We start from the raw sequence: 18,782 nt of genomic DNA, 5'->3' as shown, positions 1-18,782 counted from the left end.
GTGAATTATCATCTATCATTATGTTTTATATGTAGAAAGTAAAATGCTGGTTTCACTATTGTAAATACCTGAAATATTTCGAATTCGTTCGAGTGCCTTGTCAAAATTTTCTAAACTGTCGGACTGTAATTCAACCAAAATATCCCATTTCCCGTTTGTAGTATGCAGACGTTCAACCGCCGATTCTAAGCGTAATTCACGAATAACCGCTTGCGCTTTGGTTCCCTCAACCATGATATTCATCCACGCCCGAATAATATTTTTCTCCACATTAGGGCGGAAGCGTACAGTATATCCCGTGATGATGCCCGTCGATTCCATATATTCAATTCGCTTTTGTACCGTTGCTCTTGATACACGTGTTTTTGCAGCCAGATCTGTAATTGAGATCCGAGCATTATCTTTGAGTAAACCTAAGAGAATATGATCAATATTGTTCATTTTGATACTTACTATTAGCAAATTGATAAAAATTAATTCATTTTAATCATTATAAAGAATTTTGTGAATCAATTTGATTCTTAATAATAATCAATATACGAAGCCCCAAACATTTTTTTCGAATGAATCAAGAGATCTATGTTGACACGGAACGATGGGGTGAGCGGAAACCTTTGCAGTAAGGGAATCTGTAGATAACAGGGACAATTGATTAATTAAGGAAAAGATGATGTCTTTATCATATGCGGCTCAAAATGGTAGTGCTTGGCAAACCTTTCTCACTCAAGTAGATCGTGTAGCACCTTATTTGGATGCCGACCTCAGCAACTTTGTCAACACACTGAAAAGACCAAAACGTACGCTAATTGTTGATGTGCCAATCGTGATGGATGATGGCACAATTCGTCATTTTGAAGGCTATCGCGTACAGCACAATCTCTCTCGTGGTCCTGGTAAGGGTGGTATTCGTTATCACCAAGATGTTGAATTGAATGAGGTCATGGCGTTATCAGCATGGATGACCATTAAAACTGCGGTGCTTAATCTCCCATTTGGTGGCGCAAAAGGTGGTATTCGTGTTAACCCTAAAGAACTTTCAACACGTGAATTAGAGCGTTTAACTCGTCGTTTTACTAGTGAAATTAGCCCAATTATCGGCCCACAAATTGATATTCCTGCACCTGATGTTGGTACTAATGCCAATATCATGGGTTGGATGATGGATACTTATTCAAGTATTAAAGGTCATACGGTTACTGGTGTTGTAACTGGAAAACCTGTGCATTTAGGTGGTTCACTCGGCCGTGTTCGTGCAACAGGTCGTGGCGTATTTGTTACAGGTATGCAAGTTGCAGAGCGTATCAAATTACCTATCGAAGGTAGCAAAGTTGCGGTTCAAGGTTTTGGTAACGTAGGTAATGAAGCTGCTTATTTGTTTAATCAGGCAGGTGCAAAAATTGTTGCTGTGCAAGATCACACAGGCACAATTTTTAATTCTGAAGGTTTTAACGTAAAAGCATTACAAAAGCATGTTGCTGAACAGGGTGGCGTGAAAGGTTTTGCTGAAGCCACCGTGATCTCGGATGAAGAATTCTGGGATGTCGATATGGATATTCTGATTCCAGCAGCATTGGAAGGTCAGATTACGGTTGAACGTGCACAAAAACTCAAAGCGAAAATTGTGCTTGAAGGTGCAAACGGACCAACTTATCCAGAAGCAGATGATGTATTCGTTAGCCGTAACATTACTGTAGTTCCTGACGTAATTTGTAACGCAGGTGGTGTAACGGTCAGTTATTTTGAGTGGGTTCAAGATATGGCGAGTTATTTCTGGAGCGAAGATGAAATTAATGAGCGTCTTGATAAATTAATGATTCAGGCAATGGGTGATGTGTGGAATACCGCAGCGCAGAAAGAATGTAGCTTACGTACTGCAGCTTATATTTTAGCGTGTGAACGTATCCTTAAAGCGCGTAAAGAACGCGGTATTTTCCCTGGTTAAAACCATTCATACAGTTAAAGCAAAGGGCTTGTTGAGTGTTCAACAAGCCTGAATATCCAAACAGGAAGTGAGTAAGTAAAATGAGCGATGTCGCAATTACACGTAGCAATTTTAATGATTGGATGGTGCCTGTTTTTGCTCCAGCAAATTTCATTTTGGTTCGTGGCGAAGGTTCTCGTATTTGGGATCAAAACGATAAAGAATATATTGATTTTGCAGGTGGTATTGCGGTTAATGCTTTAGGTCATGCACATCCAGTTGCGGTGAATGCTTTAACAGAACAAGCTCAAAAACTTTGGCATATTGGTAATGGTTATACCAATGAGCCAGTATTACGCCTTGCAAAACAATTGGTTGAAAGTACATTCGCTGACAAAGTGTTTTTCTGTAACTCTGGTGCAGAAGCGAACGAAGCAGCATTAAAACTGGCACGTAAAGTCGGTTTAGTCAGTGGTAATCCAAATAAAAATCATATTGTTGCATTTAAAAATGCATTCCACGGTCGAACTTTGTTTACCGTAACAGCAGGTGGACAACCTAAATATTCTCAAGATTTTGCACCTTTACCGGGTGGAATCGAGCATACGGCATTTAATGATTTAGATGCTGCTAAAGCTATTATTACTGAAAATACCTGTGCGGTGATCGTAGAACCGATCCAAGGTGAAGGTGGTGTGTTACCAGCCGACATCGAATTTTTGAAAGGCTTACGTGCGTTGTGCGATGAGAAAGGCGCTGTGCTGATTTTTGATGAAGTACAAACAGGCGTTGGTCGTACAGGCTCATTGTATGCCTATATGAATACTGGCGTAACTCCAGATATTTTAACGACGGCAAAAGCCTTAGGTGGTGGTTTCCCAATTGGTGCAATGATTACTACAGATCATTATGCCAACATGTATGCGGTGGGTGATCACGGTACGACTTATGGTGGTAATCCATTGGCTTGTGCAGTGGCTGGTGCGGTGTTTGAATTTATCAATACACCAGAAGTTTTAGACGGCGTTAAAGAACGTCATCAATATTTCATCGATGCTTTGAATAAAATCAATGCTGAATATGGTTTATTCAAAGAAATCCGCGGTCAAGGTCTATTAATTGGTTGCGTACTGAAAGATGAATATGCAGGCAAAGCAAAAAATATCGTGACCTTAGCGGGTGAAGAAGGCTTGTTGGCGTTGGTTGCAGGTACTGATGTCGTACGCTTTACTCCTTCACTCATTATTCCAATGGAAGATATTGACGAAGGTTTAAATCGTTTTGCTCGTGCCTTAGCACGCCTCTAAATCTTGTTGTGAGCATCTAACCATGATGATTGTTAGACATGCAGCGCATCGGGACTTAGATGATATTTATCGTTTAGCGCAAAGAGCAGGAGAGTCGGGCATTGGCTTGACCTCCCTACCAGAAAACAAAGAAATTTTAGCTGAACGTATTACACGTACGACTCACACTTTAGCGGGTTTAACCGAAAAGTGTGAGGCAAGTTATTTGTTTGTTTTAGAAGATACCAGTATTCACAAAATTGTGGGTGTGAGTGCGATTGAAGTTGCAGTTGGTTTAAAAGAACCATTTTACAACTTCCGTGTAGCAAAACAGGTGCATGCCTCTAAAGCCTTAAATGTGTATAAGACTTTAGATACTCTTTTTTTAAGTAATGATCATACTGGTTGCAGTGAACTCTGCACTTTGTTCCTTGATCCTGAATACCGCAAAAACCAAAATGGTAAATTTTTATCAAAAGTACGTTTTCTGTTTATTGCTGCCTTCCGTTCTTTTTTTGAAGAAAGATTGATTGCTGAAATGCGTGGTTTCTCGGATCAAAATGGACAATCACCATTTTGGGATTCGCTCGGTTATCTATTTTTCAATATGGATTTTGCAGCTGCGGATTATTTAAGTGGTGTAGGACAAAAAGCGTTTATTGCAGAACTCATGCCGAGATTTCCAGTCTACGTTGATTTGTTGACCTCAGAAGCGCGTGCTGTGATTGCTGAAGTACATCCACACACATTGCCTGCGGCAAAAGTGTTGATGTCAGAAGGGCTTAAATATCAAGGTTATGTGGATATTTTTGATGCAGGGCCAACACTGGAAGCCAATATCGCTGAACTACGTGCAGTCAAAGAGAGTCGTTTGCTCAACGTTAAAATCACTGAGCAAGTTGAAACGACAGAAACTCATTTTTTGGTTGCGAATGACCAATACCAAGATTATTGCGTGTTGTTGATCAATAACAAAATCACTGAAAGTGACACTTTGCAGATGACAGCAGCACAAGCACAAGCACTGAATATTGCTGAACACGATCAAGTACGTGTTTTAGCATTAGAAAAAATGGAGAAGAACTAATGTCACAAGGTGCATTATTAATTAATGGTGCTTGGATCCAAGGACAAGGAACCGCATTCAGTAAAACCAACCCGGTTAACAATCAGCAAATTTGGGCAGGTCATGAAGCCAGCCAAGCTGATGTTGAGCAGGCATGTCTTGCTGCTCGTCAGGCATTTCCTGCTTGGGCACGTATGCCTTTAGAAGATCGTATCGCAATTATTGAACGTTTTGCGAGTCTACTTGAGCAGAATAAAAATGAATTGGCTCAAGTGATTAGCCAAGAAACCAGTAAACCACTTTGGGAAACATTGACCGAAGTGCAATCGATGGTTGGCAAAGTCGCGATTTCAATTCGTGCTTATGATCAACGTACGGGTTTCAGTGAAACTAGGATGCCAGATGGTATTGCTTCACTACGTCATCGTCCACATGGTGTTTTGGCTGTATTTGGTCCATATAACTTCCCAGGCCATTTGCCAAATGGTCATATTGTTCCTGCATTGATTGCAGGTAATACCGTAGTGTTTAAACCAAGTGAACTCACCCCTTGGACTGCGGAAGAAACGGCAAAGTTATGGCAGCAAGCAGGTTTGCCGAATGGCGTATTGAATATCGTACAAGGTGGGCGTAGTACAGGTGAGGCACTTGCTGCGGCTGAACAAATTGATGGTTTGTTGTTCACAGGTAGTGCGAATACAGGTTATCACTTGCATAAGCAAATGGCGGGCACACCTGAAAAAATCCTTGCTTTGGAAATGGGTGGCAATAATGCCCTCATTATTGATGAAGCAAGCAATATTGATGCGGTCGTGAATTTAGCTATTCAATCCGCTTTTGTTTCGGCAGGACAACGTTGTACTTGTGCACGCCGAATCATTGTCAAGCAGGGTGCGAATGGTGATGCCTTCATTCAACGTTTTGTGGAAGTCGCGAAGAATCTAGTTGTTGGTGAGTGGAATGCTGAACCACAACCATTTATGGGTGGTGTGATTTCTTCTCGTGCTGCTGAACAAATGTTAGTAGCACAAACTAAACTGATTGCTTTAGGCGCAAAACCATTATTAGAAATGACACGTCCACAAGCAGACAGTTCATTGTTGACCGCAGGTATTTTAGATTTAACACAGGTCGATGGTATTCCTGATGATGAATACTTCGGTCCATTGACGACGATTTATCGCTACAACACTTTTGATGAAGCATTAAGCATCGCCAATAACACTCGCTTTGGTTTGGCGGTTGGTTTGGTTTCACCTGATCGCGATTTATTTGATCGTGTGTTAGTTGAAGCACGTGCGGGTATTGTGAATTGGAATAAACCATTGACTGGTGCTTCAAGTGCAGCACCATTTGGTGGAGTAGGCGCTTCTGGTAATCACCGAGCGAGTGCCTTTTATGCAGCAGATTATAGTGCTTGGCCAATGGCATCATTGGAAAGTGATAACGTGACGCTTCCTGCAAAATTATCACCGGGCATTGTGCTCTAAGACGGATCGCATCGGGACACATGGAGAATAAAATGTCTGGTTATGAAATCAATTTTGATGGTTTAGTTGGTCCTACGCATCATTATGCGGGCTTATCATTTGGTAATGTGGCTTCAACTAAAAACCGTAATAACGCATCAAATCCTAAGCTTGCTGCAAAACAAGGCTTGAAAAAAATGAAAGCCCTTGCAGACTTAGGGCTTAAACAAGGCGTGTTTGCACCACAAGAGCGTCCGCATGTGCCAACATTGCGTCGTTTAGGCTTTACAGGTAGTGATATTGATGTAATTGCTCAAGCCATGCGTACGGCACCTGCTTTATTATCATCATTGAGTTCAGCTTCATCGATGTGGACCGCGAACTCGTGTACGGTATCGCCATCGGCTGACAGTGCTGACGGGCGGATGCATTTTACTGCTGCAAACCTAAATAATAAGTTCCATCGATCAATTGAGCATCATACAACGACTCGTATTCTTCAAGCGATGTTCAAGAATGATGTCTATTTCGCGCATCACGAAGCATTGCCAGAAGCTGCTTTATTTGGCGATGAAGGTGCAGCCAATCATAATCGTCTAGGCGGTGCTTATGATCAGGCTGGCGTGCAAGTTTTTGTTTACGGTCAACAACAACTTGGTGGTACGGTTGCACCACAAAAATTCCCTGCACGTCAAACGCGTGAGGCGAGTGAAGCGATTGCGCGTTTACATCGTTTAGATGCAAAGCGTACTGTATTTATTCAGCAAAATCCTGACGTGATTGATCAAGGCGTATTTCATAATGATGTGATCGCCGTGAGTAACCAACAGGTGTTGTTCCATCACCAACATGCATTTTTAAATCAATCTGCAGCCTTAGATGAAATTCGTCACAAGATGGCTGAAATTGAGCAAGATTTTATTTCGATTGAAGTCCCTGAAAGTCGAGTGAAGGTTGAAGATGCAGTTTCAACTTATTTATTCAACAGTCAAATTTTAACCCGTGCTGATGGTGGCATGAGCATTGTTGTACCAGAAGAATCTCGTCAGAACTCAGCCGTTTGGAGTTACTTAAATGACATGATTCAAATGGGAACACCAATTGACGACATTAAAGTATTTGATCTGCGTGAAAGTATGCGCAATGGCGGCGGGCCTGCATGTTTAAGATTACGTGTTGCTGTAAATGAAGCTGAGCTGAATGCAGTCAATCCGAACTTGTTTATGAATGATGCTTTGTTCAAAACATTGAATCAGTGGGTGGATCAGCATTACCGTGATGAGTTAACGCAGGATGATTTGGCTGATCCAAGTCTATTGATTGAGAGCCGTACTGCGCTAGATGAACTTACCAAAATTTTAAATTTAGGCTCGGTTTATCACTTCCAAAGATAAAACAGCAAAGAAAGGCTTTTAAGGATGAAAGTACATGGTTGATCTACTCGCGTTGACTTTAGCGCAACAGACACCCGAGCAACTGCAGGGTGAAACAGTTGAGTTTACATGGCAATGGCTAGGTGAAGGGTTACTGCAATGTACACCTAAAACAGCGTATAGAAAAACCATGGTGCTTTCTGCTGGAATTCATGGTAATGAAACAGCACCGATTGAATTATTGTCTCACATCATTAATGACCTATTTGCTGAGCATTTAAAATTAGCGGTGCGTGTACTATTTGTTTTAGGTAATCCTGAAGCGATTCGTAAAGGTGTACGTTATCTTGAAAATGATGTGAATCGGATGTTCTGTGGTGCTTATCAGCATTTACGCCAAGATGCTGAAACTGAACGTGCAGCTCAATTGGAACAGCGAACAGCCCAATTTTTTGAGCAAAGTGGTGCTGAAGCACAGCGTTATCATTACGATTTACATACTGCTATTCGTGCTTCATTACTGCCTGTATTTGCATTATTTCCCTATCAAACACAGCCCTATGATGACTTCCTGATCCAAAGCTTAAATGCTGCGGATCTCGATGCTTTGGTCTATCACAATGCGGTTGGAAAAACCTTTACTCATTTTACTGCTGAACGCTTTCAGGCAGCGAGTAGTACCTTGGAGTTAGGCAAAGCTAAGCCTTTTGGTCAAAATGATTTAGCTGAATTTGCGAGTACAGATCAGGTTTTACGTGCGGTACTTTCAGAGCAGGCTTTGCCATGTAGACAGAAGCCAACTATTCGCCAATTTAAGGTGGTGGACTCAGTTCTAAAGCAGAGTGACGATTTCCAATTGCAATTAAGTGCTGATGCACCTAATTTCTCAACCTTTCAGAAAGGTGAGTTGATTGCAACTCAGCAAGCAGGCAATTATGTCGTGGATAATCAGCAAGTTTGGGTTTTATTTCCAAATCCAAATGTGAAGATTGGCTTGAGAGCTGGACTGGTTTTAAAGGAAATTAAATAGGATACATCGAACGGTTATATGAGATGTAAACAAGGAATGAACTGAAACGGAGTTTGAATATGGATGTTCAGTAGAAAACAAAAGATCGGAAAAAATATCCATTGGATATTCATTTTTATGAAGTGGAAAGCAAGGACAGGTTGTCATAAAAAGATAGTTGGAGTGATCGTGTATGAGTAACAATATGGAAGTGGGTAAGCCCCTAAAACGTGCCATGACGAAACGTCATTTGGTGATGATTTCATTAGGTGGTGCAATTGGAACGGGCTTATTTTTAGGCTCAGGTGATGTGATTTCACAGGCAGGTCCCGTTGGTGCGATTCTCTCTTACCTGCTTGGTGGTATCATTGCCTACATGGTCATGCTGTGTTTAGGTGAATTGGCAGTACAGATGCCAGTTTCGGGTTCATTTGGTGAATATGCCAGAACCTATATTGGGCCAGGCACGGGCTATATGATCACATGGTTGTATTGGTTGACGTGGACTGCAACATTAGGTACTGAATTCACAGCTGCTGCTTTACTCATGCAGGAGTGGTTTCCTTCCATATCCATGTGGACATGGACCTTATTATTTGCAGCACTGGTCTTTACGCTGAATGTGAGTTCCACTCGGTTATTTGCCGAGTCGGAATTTTGGCTATCTTTGGTTAAAGTTCTCACCATTATCTGTTTTATTGCATTGGGCCTAGCCGCTATTTTTGGCTTGATCTCCTATCATGGTCATGAGTCAGCACCGCTGTTTAGTAAATTGACCGAGCATGGTTGGTTCCCAAATGGTATTTACCCAATTTTTGCCACAATGCTGATCGTTAATTTTGCATTCTCTGGTACAGAACTGATTGGGGTTGCCGCAGGGGAAGCAGAAGACCCTGCTAAAACTGTACCGAAAGCAATTAATGCTGCAATTTGGCGTTTATTGATTTTCTTTGTTGGTACGATTGTGGTGATTTGTGCATTACTGCCTTATGAAATGGCAGGACTCAATGCAGAAGGCGTAAGTAATAGTCCATTTGTGACGGTATTTAATTACATCGGTATTCCATATGCAGAAGATATTATTCGTTTTGTGATTATTACTGCACTTTTATCGGCTGCCAACTCAGGCTTATTTGCTGCTTCTCGAATGATGTGGTCATTGTCAGCGCAGAATCAACTTCCTAAAGTGTTTGCTAAATTGACACGTTCAGGTACGCCAATTATTGCCATTATTGTCACGATGTTTGGTGCAATTCCTGGTTTATTATCTGAACAATTTGCGCCTGAAACCATTTTCAAAAATTTACTAGGTGTTGCTGCTTTTACCATGGTTGTGGTTTGGATCTCAATTTGTGTGAGCCAATTTAACTTCCGTAGACAATGGATCAAATCAGGTAAAACTGTCAAAGACCTTAAATTTGCTGCACCATTGTTCCCACTCACACCAATTCTAGGTGGAGTATTCTGTGTCATTACTTGTATTAGTATGGTGGCAGACCCTTCAATGCAAGTAGGTTTTGTCTGCTGTGTTTTATTTATGATTGCCTGCTATGTAAGCTACTATATGTTTTATAAAAACAAAGCTTAACTGTACAATTTAATATTTCATAAAAGACGAATCCTTACTCAGAATCTTTGAGTTGAGATTCGTCTTTTTTACTTTAGGAAATGATCATTTGGCTGTTTATAAAATATAAAAAACTTCAAATAGAGATGACAAAAAAAGAGCAAGTGCCGTAGTACTTGCTCTTTTCATTTGATTTAGGATATTTACTTATAGGTAAAATCGCTACTCATATTTTAGAAGAATCCAGCAGGTTTGGTTGAATAACTCACCAATAAATTTTTGGTTTGTTGATAGTGATCTAACATCATTCTGTGGTTTTCACGACCAACGCCTGATTTTTTATAACCACCAAATGCAGCATGGGCAGGATAGATGTGGTAACAGTTTGTCCAAACACGGCCTGCTTCAACTGCTCGACCAGCGCGGTATGAAGTATGTGCAGAACGAGCCCAAACCCCAGCACCTAAACCATAGATGGTGTCGTTTGCGATTTTGATGGCTTCATCAAAATCTTTGAAAGTTGTTACAGATAGAACTGGTCCAAAAATTTCTTCTTGGAAGATCTGCATCGCGTTGTGTCCTTTGAAGACAGTTGGTTCGATATAGAAACCTTCACCTACTTCTTGTCTAGCACCACCACCCGTAAGAAGTTCAGCACCTTCTTCTCGACCCGTGTTAATACAACGTAGGATTTTTTCCTGTTGTTCTTGTGAAGCTTGCGCACCAACCATTGTTTCAGTATCAAGTGGATGTCCAACTTTGATACGTTTCACACGCTCAATGGCTTTTTCTAAGAACTTATCCGCAATACTTTCTTGAACCAATGCACGAGATGGACAGGTACAAACTTCGCCTTGGTTGAGTGCGAACATTGCAAAGCCTTCAAGTGCTTTATCAAGAAAATCATCCTCTTGATCCATCACATCTTCAAAGAAGATATTTGGAGATTTTCCACCTAATTCTAAAGTCACTGGAATAATGTTTTCAGTGGCATATTGCATGATTAACTGCCCAACTTGGGTTGAACCTGTAAATGCAATTTTGGCAATACGAGGACTAGTGGCAAGTGGACGACCTACTTCGGCACCATAGCCATTCACAACGTTTAATACACCAGCAGGTAAAATATCTTGGATTAACTCTAAAACGAGTAGAATGCCTACAGGTGTTTGTTCTGCTGGTTTTAAGACAATACAGTTACCTGCGGCAAGTGCTGGAGCAAGCTTCCATGCTGCCATAAGGATTGGAAAGTTCCACGGAATAATTTGACCAACAACGCCTAAAGGCTCGTGGAAATGGTAAGCAATCGTATCTTCATCGATTTCTGAAATGCCACCTTCTTGTGCGCGAATACAGCCTGCAAAATAGCGGAAGTGGTCAATTGCCAATGGAATATCAGCAGCAAGTGTTTCTCGAACAGGTTTACCATTATCCCAAGTTTCTGCAACTGCAAGATATTCTAGATTCTGTTCTAGTCTATCTGCGATTTTAAGTAAAATATTTGAACGTACGGTTGGTGAACTTTTGTTCCACTCAGCTTTTGCTTTGTGTGCTGCATCTAATGCCAGTTCGATATCTTCAGCTGACGAACGCGGTATTTTTGTAAATACTTTGCCATCGACAGGAGAGACATTATCGAAGTATTCTCCTTTTATAGGTGCTACCCATTGACCGCCAATAAAGTTCTCATATTGAGCTTTGAATTGAACCTTTGAATCAGGTTGATTAGGATCGACATAACGCATATATATATTCCTTTGCTTATAATTGATCTGTTAAGCATCTACAGCTTTGGTATAAGGTACTTTTGTACGCTATTTGATTAGGATATAACTGGGAAGGTTGGAGAAAGGTTGGAAACCGTGGTCATTAGTAAGGGATACACAAATGTTTACAAAACGAGACCTATTACAACAACGAACATCAATTGATCAACTTAAGCGACACAATAGTTTGTCGCCGCAAAGTGCTGAAATGTTAGGACAAAGTATTGCCAGTTCTTGGCAACGCTCAGCATCTTCTGCTATTCCAAAGGAGCGCTTGGCAGCTCCTTTATTGGCACAACATAAGAAAGCAAAAACGACTTTAGATTTAGCATTAGAGGCTTGTTCAAATGATCTCAGTCATATTGCGGCACAGTCATCTATGGTCATCGCCGTTGGAGATGTTGGGAGTACAATTATTTGGACCGCATCGAGCACGCAGATGCAAAGCGCCGCTGAAAAGGTACATTTTATTGCAGGCGGTCAATGGGCAGAAGAAGAGGTTGGGACGAATGCCTTAGCGCTGTCTTTAAAGACTCAACAATCTAGTTGTGTGTTTTCAAATGAGCATTATATGGAGTCTGTACATGACTGGGTTTGTTATGCTGCACCAGTGATTGACCCATATTCCAAACAAGTGTTAGGTGTCGTGGATTTATCTACAACTTGGAAAAATCACAATACGCTCGGTGTATTGGCTGCTGAGCGTTGTGCATCTATTATTCAAACTGCTCTGATTGAACAGCAACGTCAGCGTTTATATATTCGCGCTTTCACTTCACCGCAGGTCATGTTTAATAATAAATCTTTAGTTCTAACACCACGCCAGATCGAAATATTGGCAATCTTGGCACTTTGTCCAAATGGCTTGAATCTGGAAAACTTGCATCAAGCTTTATATGGCGAACGTAAGGTGAGTGTTGGAACTTTGAAAGCTGAAATGTCGCAATTACGTGATATTTTAGGCGGAATGTTGGGTTCACGACCTTATCGTTTACTGGCAAATGTAGAGGCTGATTTCTTATATGTCGAGCAGGCACTCGATTCAGGTTACATTGCATCAGCACTACAATTGTATAAGGGTATTTTCCTATCAAAAACAGAAAGTCCTTTCCTGTGCGCATGGCGAGATTGTCTTGAATCACGTCTCAGTGATATGATTTTTAAAACCAAAGAAATTGATGTATTGCTAAAACATGTTGCTCATTTTCCTGAAGCAATTGACGCCGTTGAACGCTTAATTGAGTTGTTACCCTTAGACCATCCTGCACATCAATCTTTAAATAAATTTAGAGATATATCCTAGGGATAGTTTTTTAATTCCATATGTTTTCATGATTGATGTCATTGGAAAAGCTTGTAACCTGTTATGCGGCATGAAAATATCATGAGTCAACTTTTATGCTGATAACGTAATAACTGGCAAAATGTCAGTACTTTTTATGCTTAATTTTTTATTTGAAATAACGGTATAAAGCAGATGCTATCTTTTCATTTCTATGCTGAATATTAAGAAAAAAATAGCGAGAATGATTGGTGCAGTCTCGCTATTTTTACAGTGAATATGAACTACACTTAGTTTTCTAATGTGTTTTTATAGATTTTTCCATCTTTCATAATGATCTTGAAATTGGTTTCTGGATCAGCCACTAAATTGATATTATCCAATGGATTACCCTCTACCAAGATGAGATCTGCATACGCACCTTCAGATATCTCACCAAGTTTTCCATCCTGATAAGGATTTCTTTTGCCGCTTAAATAGAGCAGTTGAGCATTATCGTAGGTTGCCATTTTTAACACTTGGTATGGTGAGAACCATCTTGTCATTTTAGCCAGTTGTTTGCCTTGTTTTGCTGCTAAAGATGGGTCAAACAAGCAATCTGTACCCCAAGCCAATTTCACATGATATTTTTTTGCTAAATTATACGCATTATCTGTCCCTTGGGTCATTTCTAGCTGTTTTTTTCGATTGGCAGAGCCTTCAGGAAAAGGGATTGCTTCTTCATCATCTAGAAAAGGTTGTAGGCTCCACCAAACGCCTTTTTCTGCCATTAATTTTGCTGTTTTATCATCGAGTAATTGACCATGTTCGATAGATTTTACCCCTGCATCAATTGCCGTTTTCACTGCATGGGGAGTGTAAGCATGCACTGTTACATAAGTTCCCCAATTAGCTGCTGCATCGACAGCGGCTTTAAACTCTACTTCAGTATACTGAGATACATCGAGTGGGTCATAGTTGGAAGCAACGCCTCCACCTGCCATGAGTTTGAGCTGGGTTGCACCTTGTCGTAGTTGCTCTCTAGAACGAATTAAGACTTGATCTGCGCCATCTGCAATCGCTGCCATACCATTCCGTTCTTGATAAGACAGTTCTCCAATTTTGCGAGGAACATCGGTTGGGAAACCAAAATCACCATGACCGCCCGTTTGGGAAATAAAAGCACCACTTGCGAAGACTCTTGGCCCATTGACTAAATTGTTATCTATCGCTTTTGCCAAAGAAAGCGCACCGCCGCCCAAATCACGAACAGTCGTGAAACCTCTTAATAATTGTTTCTCGGCTGATTTTGCTGCGAATAAATTGATAAATGCAAAATCAGAGAGTAATGCTTGTTGTTGAGGAATACTGTCGAACATCAGGTGTGCATGGTTATCAATTAAGCCAGGGATTAAGTATTTGCCTTTGGCATCTATGATTTTGGTCAGTCCACTGCGATTTGTCATGATGGCATCAGCGCTAATTTTTTTGATTAAATTACCTTCGATGAGTACATTGCCCTTTATAATTTTATTATCTTTACCATTAAATATATTAACGTTATTTAATAACACCACCGTTTTGGCGTCTTGTGCAAAAGTAGTACTGCTACTCATCAGGGCAAGAAACATGAGTGCAGCGATTTTTTTTAGGTCATTGAATTTATCAAAAATTACTATTCTATTCATTTGATTCTACTGTTTTTAATGATTAGTGATATCACCTTAGCATACTGCTTGTTGTGAATAAATAGTGTGCAGATAATTGATATTGTTGGAGTCAAATCACTTAATTATGAGGCTCTAAAAGTATGGCTAAGCGTTATTAGATAGCAATTATAGTACTTACATTTGAGTGTTTGCGTTTAGAGCACAAGTATTTTTCTAAATGTGTATTTTTCAATAGCATCAAGACCTATTTCAAAACTAGACATTCTCATATTCAGTCTAGCGAGAGAAACTAAAAGCAGTGAATTTTTGTTTATGTGTGCAGCATTTTTACGTATTGGATTAAACGTTTGAGAGCGATGAGATTAAGTTTGCAAGTCAACTAAACTTTGTGAATAAAAGCGATGTAAATATCTAATGGTTAAAATATTGGTGGGGCTGGTTAAAAAAAAGGGAATACCTTTTCAGGGATATTCCCAAAATCAAGTAAGCCGACGGTCGGAGAGATTCGGCTTACTTTTCGGGGAAAGCTTGAATAATTACAATGCTGCTTTAAAAATTTCAACAACTTGAGCATGTGTTGCTTTACGAGGGTTGGTCAGCATACATGCATCTTTTTGAGCATTCTCTGCCATAATTGCAAGGTCTTCAGTTTTCACACCAAGTTCAGTTAAACCAGATGGAATGCTGATAGATGATGAAAGTTCACGAATCGCATTAATTGCTGCATATGCTGCTTCAGTCTCGGTGAGTCCATCTGTGTTGACACCCATAAGCACCGCAATTTTTGCATAACGGTCTTGGCAAGCAATTAAATTGAATTCACAAACATGAGGCAGGAGTACAGCATTACATACGCCATGCGGTAGGTTGTAGAATCCGCCTAATTGGTGAGCCATGGCATGTACATAGCCTAGAGATGCATTATTGAATGCCATACCTGCAAGGTATTGTGCATAGCTCATCGCATCGCGTGCTTCAATATTTTCACCATTTGCGACAGCAGGGCGTAACCATTGACTAATCATGGTAATCGCTTTTTCTGCACAGGCATCAGTAATCGGGTTTGCCGCAGTCGATACATAAGCTTCAACAGCATGTGTAAGTGCATCCATTCCTGTTGCAGCGGTTAAACCAGCAGGTTTGGCCACCATCAGTTTAGGGTCATCAATTGCGATGAGCGGAGTACAACGCCAGTCTACAATTGCCATTTTCACATGCGTATCTGTATTGGTAATAATACAGAAACGAGTCATTTCTGATGCAGTACCCGCAGTGGTATTAATCGCAATAAGTGGGGTCATTGGTACTGTACTTTTATCAATACCTTCATAGTCACGGATATGACCACCACCTGCTGTAACAAGCCCAATCCCTTTTGCACAATCGTGTGAGGAACCACCACCTAAAGAGACAATAAAATCACAGCTATTGTCGTTATAGGCTTCTACACCATTATGTACATTGATGTCAGTGGGGTTGGGTTCTGCGCCTGGGAAAATGTGGCTGTCAACGCCTGCATCTTTTAAAAATTGTGCGATTGTGTCTGCGACACCAAATTTAAATAAGCCTTGATCAGTTACGATCAGTGCTTTTTTTGCACCAAGATTCTGTGCTTTCGCACCGATTTCTTTTGCACAGCCTGGTCCAAAGAGAGATACACAAGGGATGTAAAAACCGTTAGTTTGATCTGCAATATTTTTAAAAGCCATGGAGCGATTCCTTCTTCCATATTCCATTGTTTGTTATTCAGTGATCTCATCACTGTAGGCTCAGTATGCAAGGCTTAAAAATTTTTCCTACCTACCAAAAACCTACCAAGAAATGTCCCAGACTGTTTAAATGAAATAATATAAATTTTTATCTCAGCGCAATCGATGCATATTAGAAAATTAAATATCTGTATTTTTACTGAATATTGATGTTGTTAAATAATTGTTTTTTAATGTAATAAAGAGTAAATCTCACATTTTATTCACGGTTTTATCTCTATAAATTGTTTAGTTAATTTTGATAAAATCAAGAGGATAAAATGAAAGCTAAAACTTTATTGGGCATGACAATATTGTCTGCTGCAATGACTGCTGTTGTAATACCAATGCAAGCAAATGCTGAAAAACCCTCTGCTGTTGATAAAATTGATGTGAATCAATATGCTGGAAAATGGTACGAGATCGCTCATTTGCCAATGTATTTTCAACGACACTGTCTAAGTGATACGACTGCTGTGTATACACTTAATCCTGATAAAACCATTGGGGTTTTAAATAGCTGTAGAACTAAAACAGGGCAAATGGATAGTTCACAAGGTGTGGCTTATCCTGCTAATAGTGGGAATAGTAAATTGAAAGTTAGTTTCTTACCTAAAGGTTTACGTTGGCTGCCATTTACGAAAGGCGATTATTGGGTTTTACGCGTAGATCCTGAATATAAAGTTGCATTGGTAGGTGGGCCATCGACGAAATATTTATGGCTTCTTTCTAAGACACCAACAATTGATGACGCTACTTATAATTCATACCTTGAAACAGCTAAACAACAAGGTTACGACTTATCCAAGCTCATCAAAACTCCTCATCGGACACCATAATCTTTTGACATTTAATCAGGTATCTCAGTTTGATACCTGATTTTTACTATTAGTTTTAGCTTGTGATTTACATTTTTTAGAGCAATATTGAACTTCATTCCAACATCTTTCCCATTTTTTACGCCAAGAAAATGTGAGGTGGCAATTTAGACAAACTTTCTCGGGTAAATGTATTTTTTTATGCATTTTTAGAGTTCTTCGATTTGATTTTGAAGATGGGAGGCACGTTTTAAAATACGATTTTGTTCAGATAATTCTAATTTATCCCATTGCTTATACATCATTGTCATCCGCGGATTTGAACTAAAAAAGACTCGATTTCGATGTAGAAAGTCCCAATATAAACTGTTGAATGGGCAACTATCATGATCAGTTTTGGTTTTTACATTGTAATGGCAGTGTTGACAGTAATTAGACATTTTATGAATGTAATTACCTGATGCTGCATAAGGTTTACTTGCAACAAGACCAGCATCTGCAAATAAAACCATTCCATGAGTATTTGGAAGTTGTACCCATTCAAATGCATCAGCATAGACACTCAAATACCATTCATTGACTTGCTTGGGTGAGATGCCATTCAATAATGTGAAATTACCAATCACCATCAAGCGTTGAATATGGTGAGCATAAGCATTTTCCAAAGAGTTTCTTAAACATTCATGCATACATTGCATTTTTGTTTCTGCAGTCCAAAAATAGCTGGGCAAGTCTCTTTCAGCATTTAATTTATTGAGATCACGATAATTCGGCATGCACAGCCAATAAACGCCGCGAATAAATTCACGCCAACCTAGTATTTGTCGAATAAAACCCTCAGCAGCGTTCAACGGAATTTGGTTATTGTAATAAGCTGATTCAGCAGCATCACAAACTTCTTTGGGTGACAGTAATCCACAGTTTAGGTAGGGAGAAAGGAGGCTATGGAACATATAATCTTGTTGGTTGACCATAGCATCTTGATATTGACCAAAATGGAATAATTGATGTTGGATAAAATGGTCAAGGGCTTGAAGAGCTTGTTGGCGTGTAGTTGCCCAGTTGAAATGATCAATTTGACCAATATGATCTTGAAACTCTGCTTTAACTAAAGCGATCACATCTAAATCAATCTGGTCACGAGTAAAATATAAAGCAGGAGAGATAGTGGGCGTTCCATTCCACTTTTGACGATTATCACTATCAAAATTCCATTTTCCTCCAATTGGTTTATCCGCTTGCATCAAATAGCCTGTTTGCTGTCTTAACTTTCGGTAGAAAAACTCCATCCGTAGGACTTTGGTAGTTGAACTCCATTGTTTAAAAGCTTGAATCGAAGAGAAAAAACGATCGTCTATAAGGATTTGTACGGGAATGTTGAGTTCTTTTTCCCAACTATTTTCGATTTGATATTGTAAGCGGTATTCTCCACATTCGGTTATGACTAAACCTTTTGCATCTTGTTTATCTAATTGAGATTTAAGAAATTGAAGAAAATTGTTTGTTATTTTTGAACGGTCAAAAACTTGATAACGAACAGTCCATCCTTGTTGTTTAAGATGTTTGGCGAAATGCCGCATTGCACTAAAAATGAGTGCAATTTTCTGAGGATGATGTTTTACGTAGGTGGTTTCTTCAACCAGTTCTGCCATTAAAATCACATCTTCATGCTTATCAAGTCGTTTTAATGTAGCGATTTCTTCAGAAAGTTGATCACCTAAAATTAAACCATAGCGCATAAGCTTTCACGCTTAAAAATTTGAATATAGTTTTTCGGTTGTAAAGTTCTTGTGAATACTGCAATTCTTTTTAATTGTATTGGATTGAG

The 18,782-nt window shown here is 39.8% G+C and carries 15 protein-coding genes; 9 read left to right on the top strand and 6 right to left on the bottom strand.

All coding sequences use genetic code 11. The features are described from left to right. Positions 1 to 18: 18 nt before the first annotated feature. Positions 19 to 441 (bottom strand): Lrp/AsnC family transcriptional regulator, encoded by a 423-nt coding sequence (locus ACN19N_RS10990; RefSeq protein ID WP_269229875.1) that lies wholly within the window; start codon positions 439 to 441, stop codon positions 19 to 21. A 226-nt stretch (positions 442 to 667) separates the two neighbouring features. Between ACN19N_RS10990 and ACN19N_RS10985 the strand changes: the two genes are divergently transcribed. The 7 genes from ACN19N_RS10985 (at position 668) to ACN19N_RS10955 (ending at position 9,712) form a co-directional block, all read left to right on the top strand. Continuing rightward, positions 668 to 1,942, top strand: coding sequence for a Glu/Leu/Phe/Val family dehydrogenase (locus ACN19N_RS10985; protein WP_293737978.1), 1,275 nt, complete (start codon positions 668 to 670; stop codon positions 1,940 to 1,942). Between the two features lie 80 nt (positions 1,943 to 2,022). Beyond that, positions 2,023 to 3,228, top strand: coding sequence for an aspartate aminotransferase family protein (locus ACN19N_RS10980; protein ID WP_420001327.1), 1,206 nt, complete (start codon positions 2,023 to 2,025; stop codon positions 3,226 to 3,228). 22 nt (positions 3,229 to 3,250) lie between these two features. Continuing rightward, complete coding sequence (gene astA, locus ACN19N_RS10975; protein WP_269229878.1) at positions 3,251 to 4,294, top strand: arginine N-succinyltransferase; 1,044 nt, start codon at positions 3,251 to 3,253, stop codon at positions 4,292 to 4,294. Continuing rightward, the gene (astD, locus tag ACN19N_RS10970) at positions 4,294 to 5,763 is read left to right on the top strand and encodes a succinylglutamate-semialdehyde dehydrogenase (protein ID WP_269229879.1); all 1,470 of its coding nucleotides are present in this window, start codon (positions 4,294 to 4,296) and stop codon (positions 5,761 to 5,763) included. The genes astA and astD overlap by 1 nt, the downstream gene beginning before the upstream one ends. Positions 5,764 to 5,795: 32 nt before the next feature. Next, positions 5,796 to 7,136 (top strand): N-succinylarginine dihydrolase, encoded by a 1,341-nt coding sequence (gene astB, locus ACN19N_RS10965; protein WP_004660985.1) that lies wholly within the window; start codon positions 5,796 to 5,798, stop codon positions 7,134 to 7,136. 34 nt (positions 7,137 to 7,170) lie between these two features. Next, positions 7,171 to 8,145, top strand: a complete 975-nt coding sequence (gene astE / locus ACN19N_RS10960) for a succinylglutamate desuccinylase (RefSeq protein ID WP_420001326.1) — start codon at positions 7,171 to 7,173, stop codon at positions 8,143 to 8,145. Positions 8,146 to 8,317: 172 nt separating this feature from the next. Further along, a complete protein-coding gene (locus tag ACN19N_RS10955; protein WP_420001325.1) occupies positions 8,318 to 9,712 on the top strand; it encodes an amino acid permease in 1,395 nt (464 codons plus the stop codon). A 212-nt stretch (positions 9,713 to 9,924) separates the two neighbouring features. Here ACN19N_RS10955 and ACN19N_RS10950 read toward each other — a convergent pair whose 3' ends face one another. Beyond that, positions 9,925 to 11,436: an aldehyde dehydrogenase family protein gene (locus ACN19N_RS10950; protein ID WP_420001324.1), complete on the bottom strand. Its 1,512-nt coding sequence runs from the start codon at positions 11,434 to 11,436 to the stop codon at positions 9,925 to 9,927. A 142-nt stretch (positions 11,437 to 11,578) separates the two neighbouring features. On the opposite strand from ACN19N_RS10950, the gene ACN19N_RS10945 reads away from it, so the two are divergent. Next, on the top strand, positions 11,579 to 12,760 hold the full coding sequence (locus ACN19N_RS10945) for a transcriptional regulator (protein WP_269238293.1): 1,182 nt from the start codon (positions 11,579 to 11,581) through the stop codon (positions 12,758 to 12,760). A gap of 269 nt (positions 12,761 to 13,029) precedes the next feature. Here ACN19N_RS10945 and ACN19N_RS10940 read toward each other — a convergent pair whose 3' ends face one another. After that, positions 13,030 to 14,406 (bottom strand): amidohydrolase family protein, encoded by a 1,377-nt coding sequence (locus tag ACN19N_RS10940; RefSeq protein WP_420001323.1) that lies wholly within the window; start codon positions 14,404 to 14,406, stop codon positions 13,030 to 13,032. 518 nt (positions 14,407 to 14,924) lie between these two features. Further along, positions 14,925 to 16,097: an iron-dependent methanol dehydrogenase gene (gene mdh / locus ACN19N_RS10935; protein WP_241335222.1), complete on the bottom strand. Its 1,173-nt coding sequence runs from the start codon at positions 16,095 to 16,097 to the stop codon at positions 14,925 to 14,927. 344 nt (positions 16,098 to 16,441) lie between these two features. Between mdh and ACN19N_RS10930 the strand changes: the two genes are divergently transcribed. Further along, a complete protein-coding gene (locus tag ACN19N_RS10930) occupies positions 16,442 to 16,975 on the top strand; it encodes a lipocalin family protein (protein ID WP_420002384.1) in 534 nt (177 codons plus the stop codon). A gap of 24 nt (positions 16,976 to 16,999) precedes the next feature. On the opposite strand, the gene ACN19N_RS10925 is transcribed toward ACN19N_RS10930, so the two are convergent. Both ACN19N_RS10925 and ACN19N_RS10920 read right to left on the bottom strand, forming a co-directional pair. Continuing rightward, the gene (locus tag ACN19N_RS10925; protein WP_293737967.1) at positions 17,000 to 17,161 is read right to left on the bottom strand and encodes a DUF2256 domain-containing protein; all 162 of its coding nucleotides are present in this window, start codon (positions 17,159 to 17,161) and stop codon (positions 17,000 to 17,002) included. 2 nt (positions 17,162 to 17,163) lie between these two features. After that, entirely contained in the window at positions 17,164 to 18,693 is a 1,530-nt protein-coding gene (locus ACN19N_RS10920; protein WP_420001322.1) for a cryptochrome/photolyase family protein, read from the bottom strand. Positions 18,694 to 18,782 lie beyond the last annotated feature (89 nt).

The organism is Acinetobacter sp. LF10, from assembly GCF_048585715.1.
Taxonomy (GTDB): Bacteria; Pseudomonadota; Gammaproteobacteria; order Pseudomonadales; family Moraxellaceae; genus Acinetobacter.
The sequence above is the reverse complement of the archived record's forward strand: the minus strand, read 5'-3'. Positions and strand labels throughout refer to the sequence as shown.

Excerpts from the sequence above, each read along its gene's own strand:
- astB (WP_004660985.1), top strand. The coding sequence starts at position 5,796 with ATGTCTGGTTATGAAATCAATTTTGATGGTTTAGTTGGTCCTACGCAT.
- ACN19N_RS10950 (WP_420001324.1), bottom strand. The coding sequence starts at position 11,436 with ATGCGTTATGTCGATCCTAATCAACCTGATTCAAAGGTTCAATTCAAA.
- ACN19N_RS10980 (WP_420001327.1), top strand. The coding sequence starts at position 2,023 with ATGAGCGATGTCGCAATTACACGTAGCAATTTTAATGATTGGATGGTG.
- astE (WP_420001326.1), top strand. The coding sequence starts at position 7,171 with ATGGTTGATCTACTCGCGTTGACTTTAGCGCAACAGACACCCGAGCAA.
- ACN19N_RS10940 (WP_420001323.1), bottom strand. The coding sequence starts at position 14,406 with ATGAATAGAATAGTAATTTTTGATAAATTCAATGACCTAAAAAAAATC.
- ACN19N_RS10925 (WP_293737967.1), bottom strand. The coding sequence starts at position 17,161 with ATGCATAAAAAAATACATTTACCCGAGAAAGTTTGTCTAAATTGCCAC.
- ACN19N_RS10930 (WP_420002384.1), top strand. The coding sequence starts at position 16,442 with ATGACAATATTGTCTGCTGCAATGACTGCTGTTGTAATACCAATGCAA.
- ACN19N_RS10945 (WP_269238293.1), top strand. The coding sequence starts at position 11,579 with ATGTTTACAAAACGAGACCTATTACAACAACGAACATCAATTGATCAA.
- ACN19N_RS10920 (WP_420001322.1), bottom strand. The coding sequence starts at position 18,693 with ATGCGCTATGGTTTAATTTTAGGTGATCAACTTTCTGAAGAAATCGCT.
- astA (WP_269229878.1), top strand. The coding sequence starts at position 3,251 with ATGATGATTGTTAGACATGCAGCGCATCGGGACTTAGATGATATTTAT.
- ACN19N_RS10985 (WP_293737978.1), top strand. The coding sequence starts at position 668 with ATGATGTCTTTATCATATGCGGCTCAAAATGGTAGTGCTTGGCAAACC.
- ACN19N_RS10955 (WP_420001325.1), top strand. The coding sequence starts at position 8,318 with ATGAGTAACAATATGGAAGTGGGTAAGCCCCTAAAACGTGCCATGACG.
- astD (WP_269229879.1), top strand. The coding sequence starts at position 4,294 with ATGTCACAAGGTGCATTATTAATTAATGGTGCTTGGATCCAAGGACAA.
- mdh (WP_241335222.1), bottom strand. The coding sequence starts at position 16,097 with ATGGCTTTTAAAAATATTGCAGATCAAACTAACGGTTTTTACATCCCT.
- ACN19N_RS10990 (WP_269229875.1), bottom strand. The coding sequence starts at position 441 with ATGAACAATATTGATCATATTCTCTTAGGTTTACTCAAAGATAATGCT.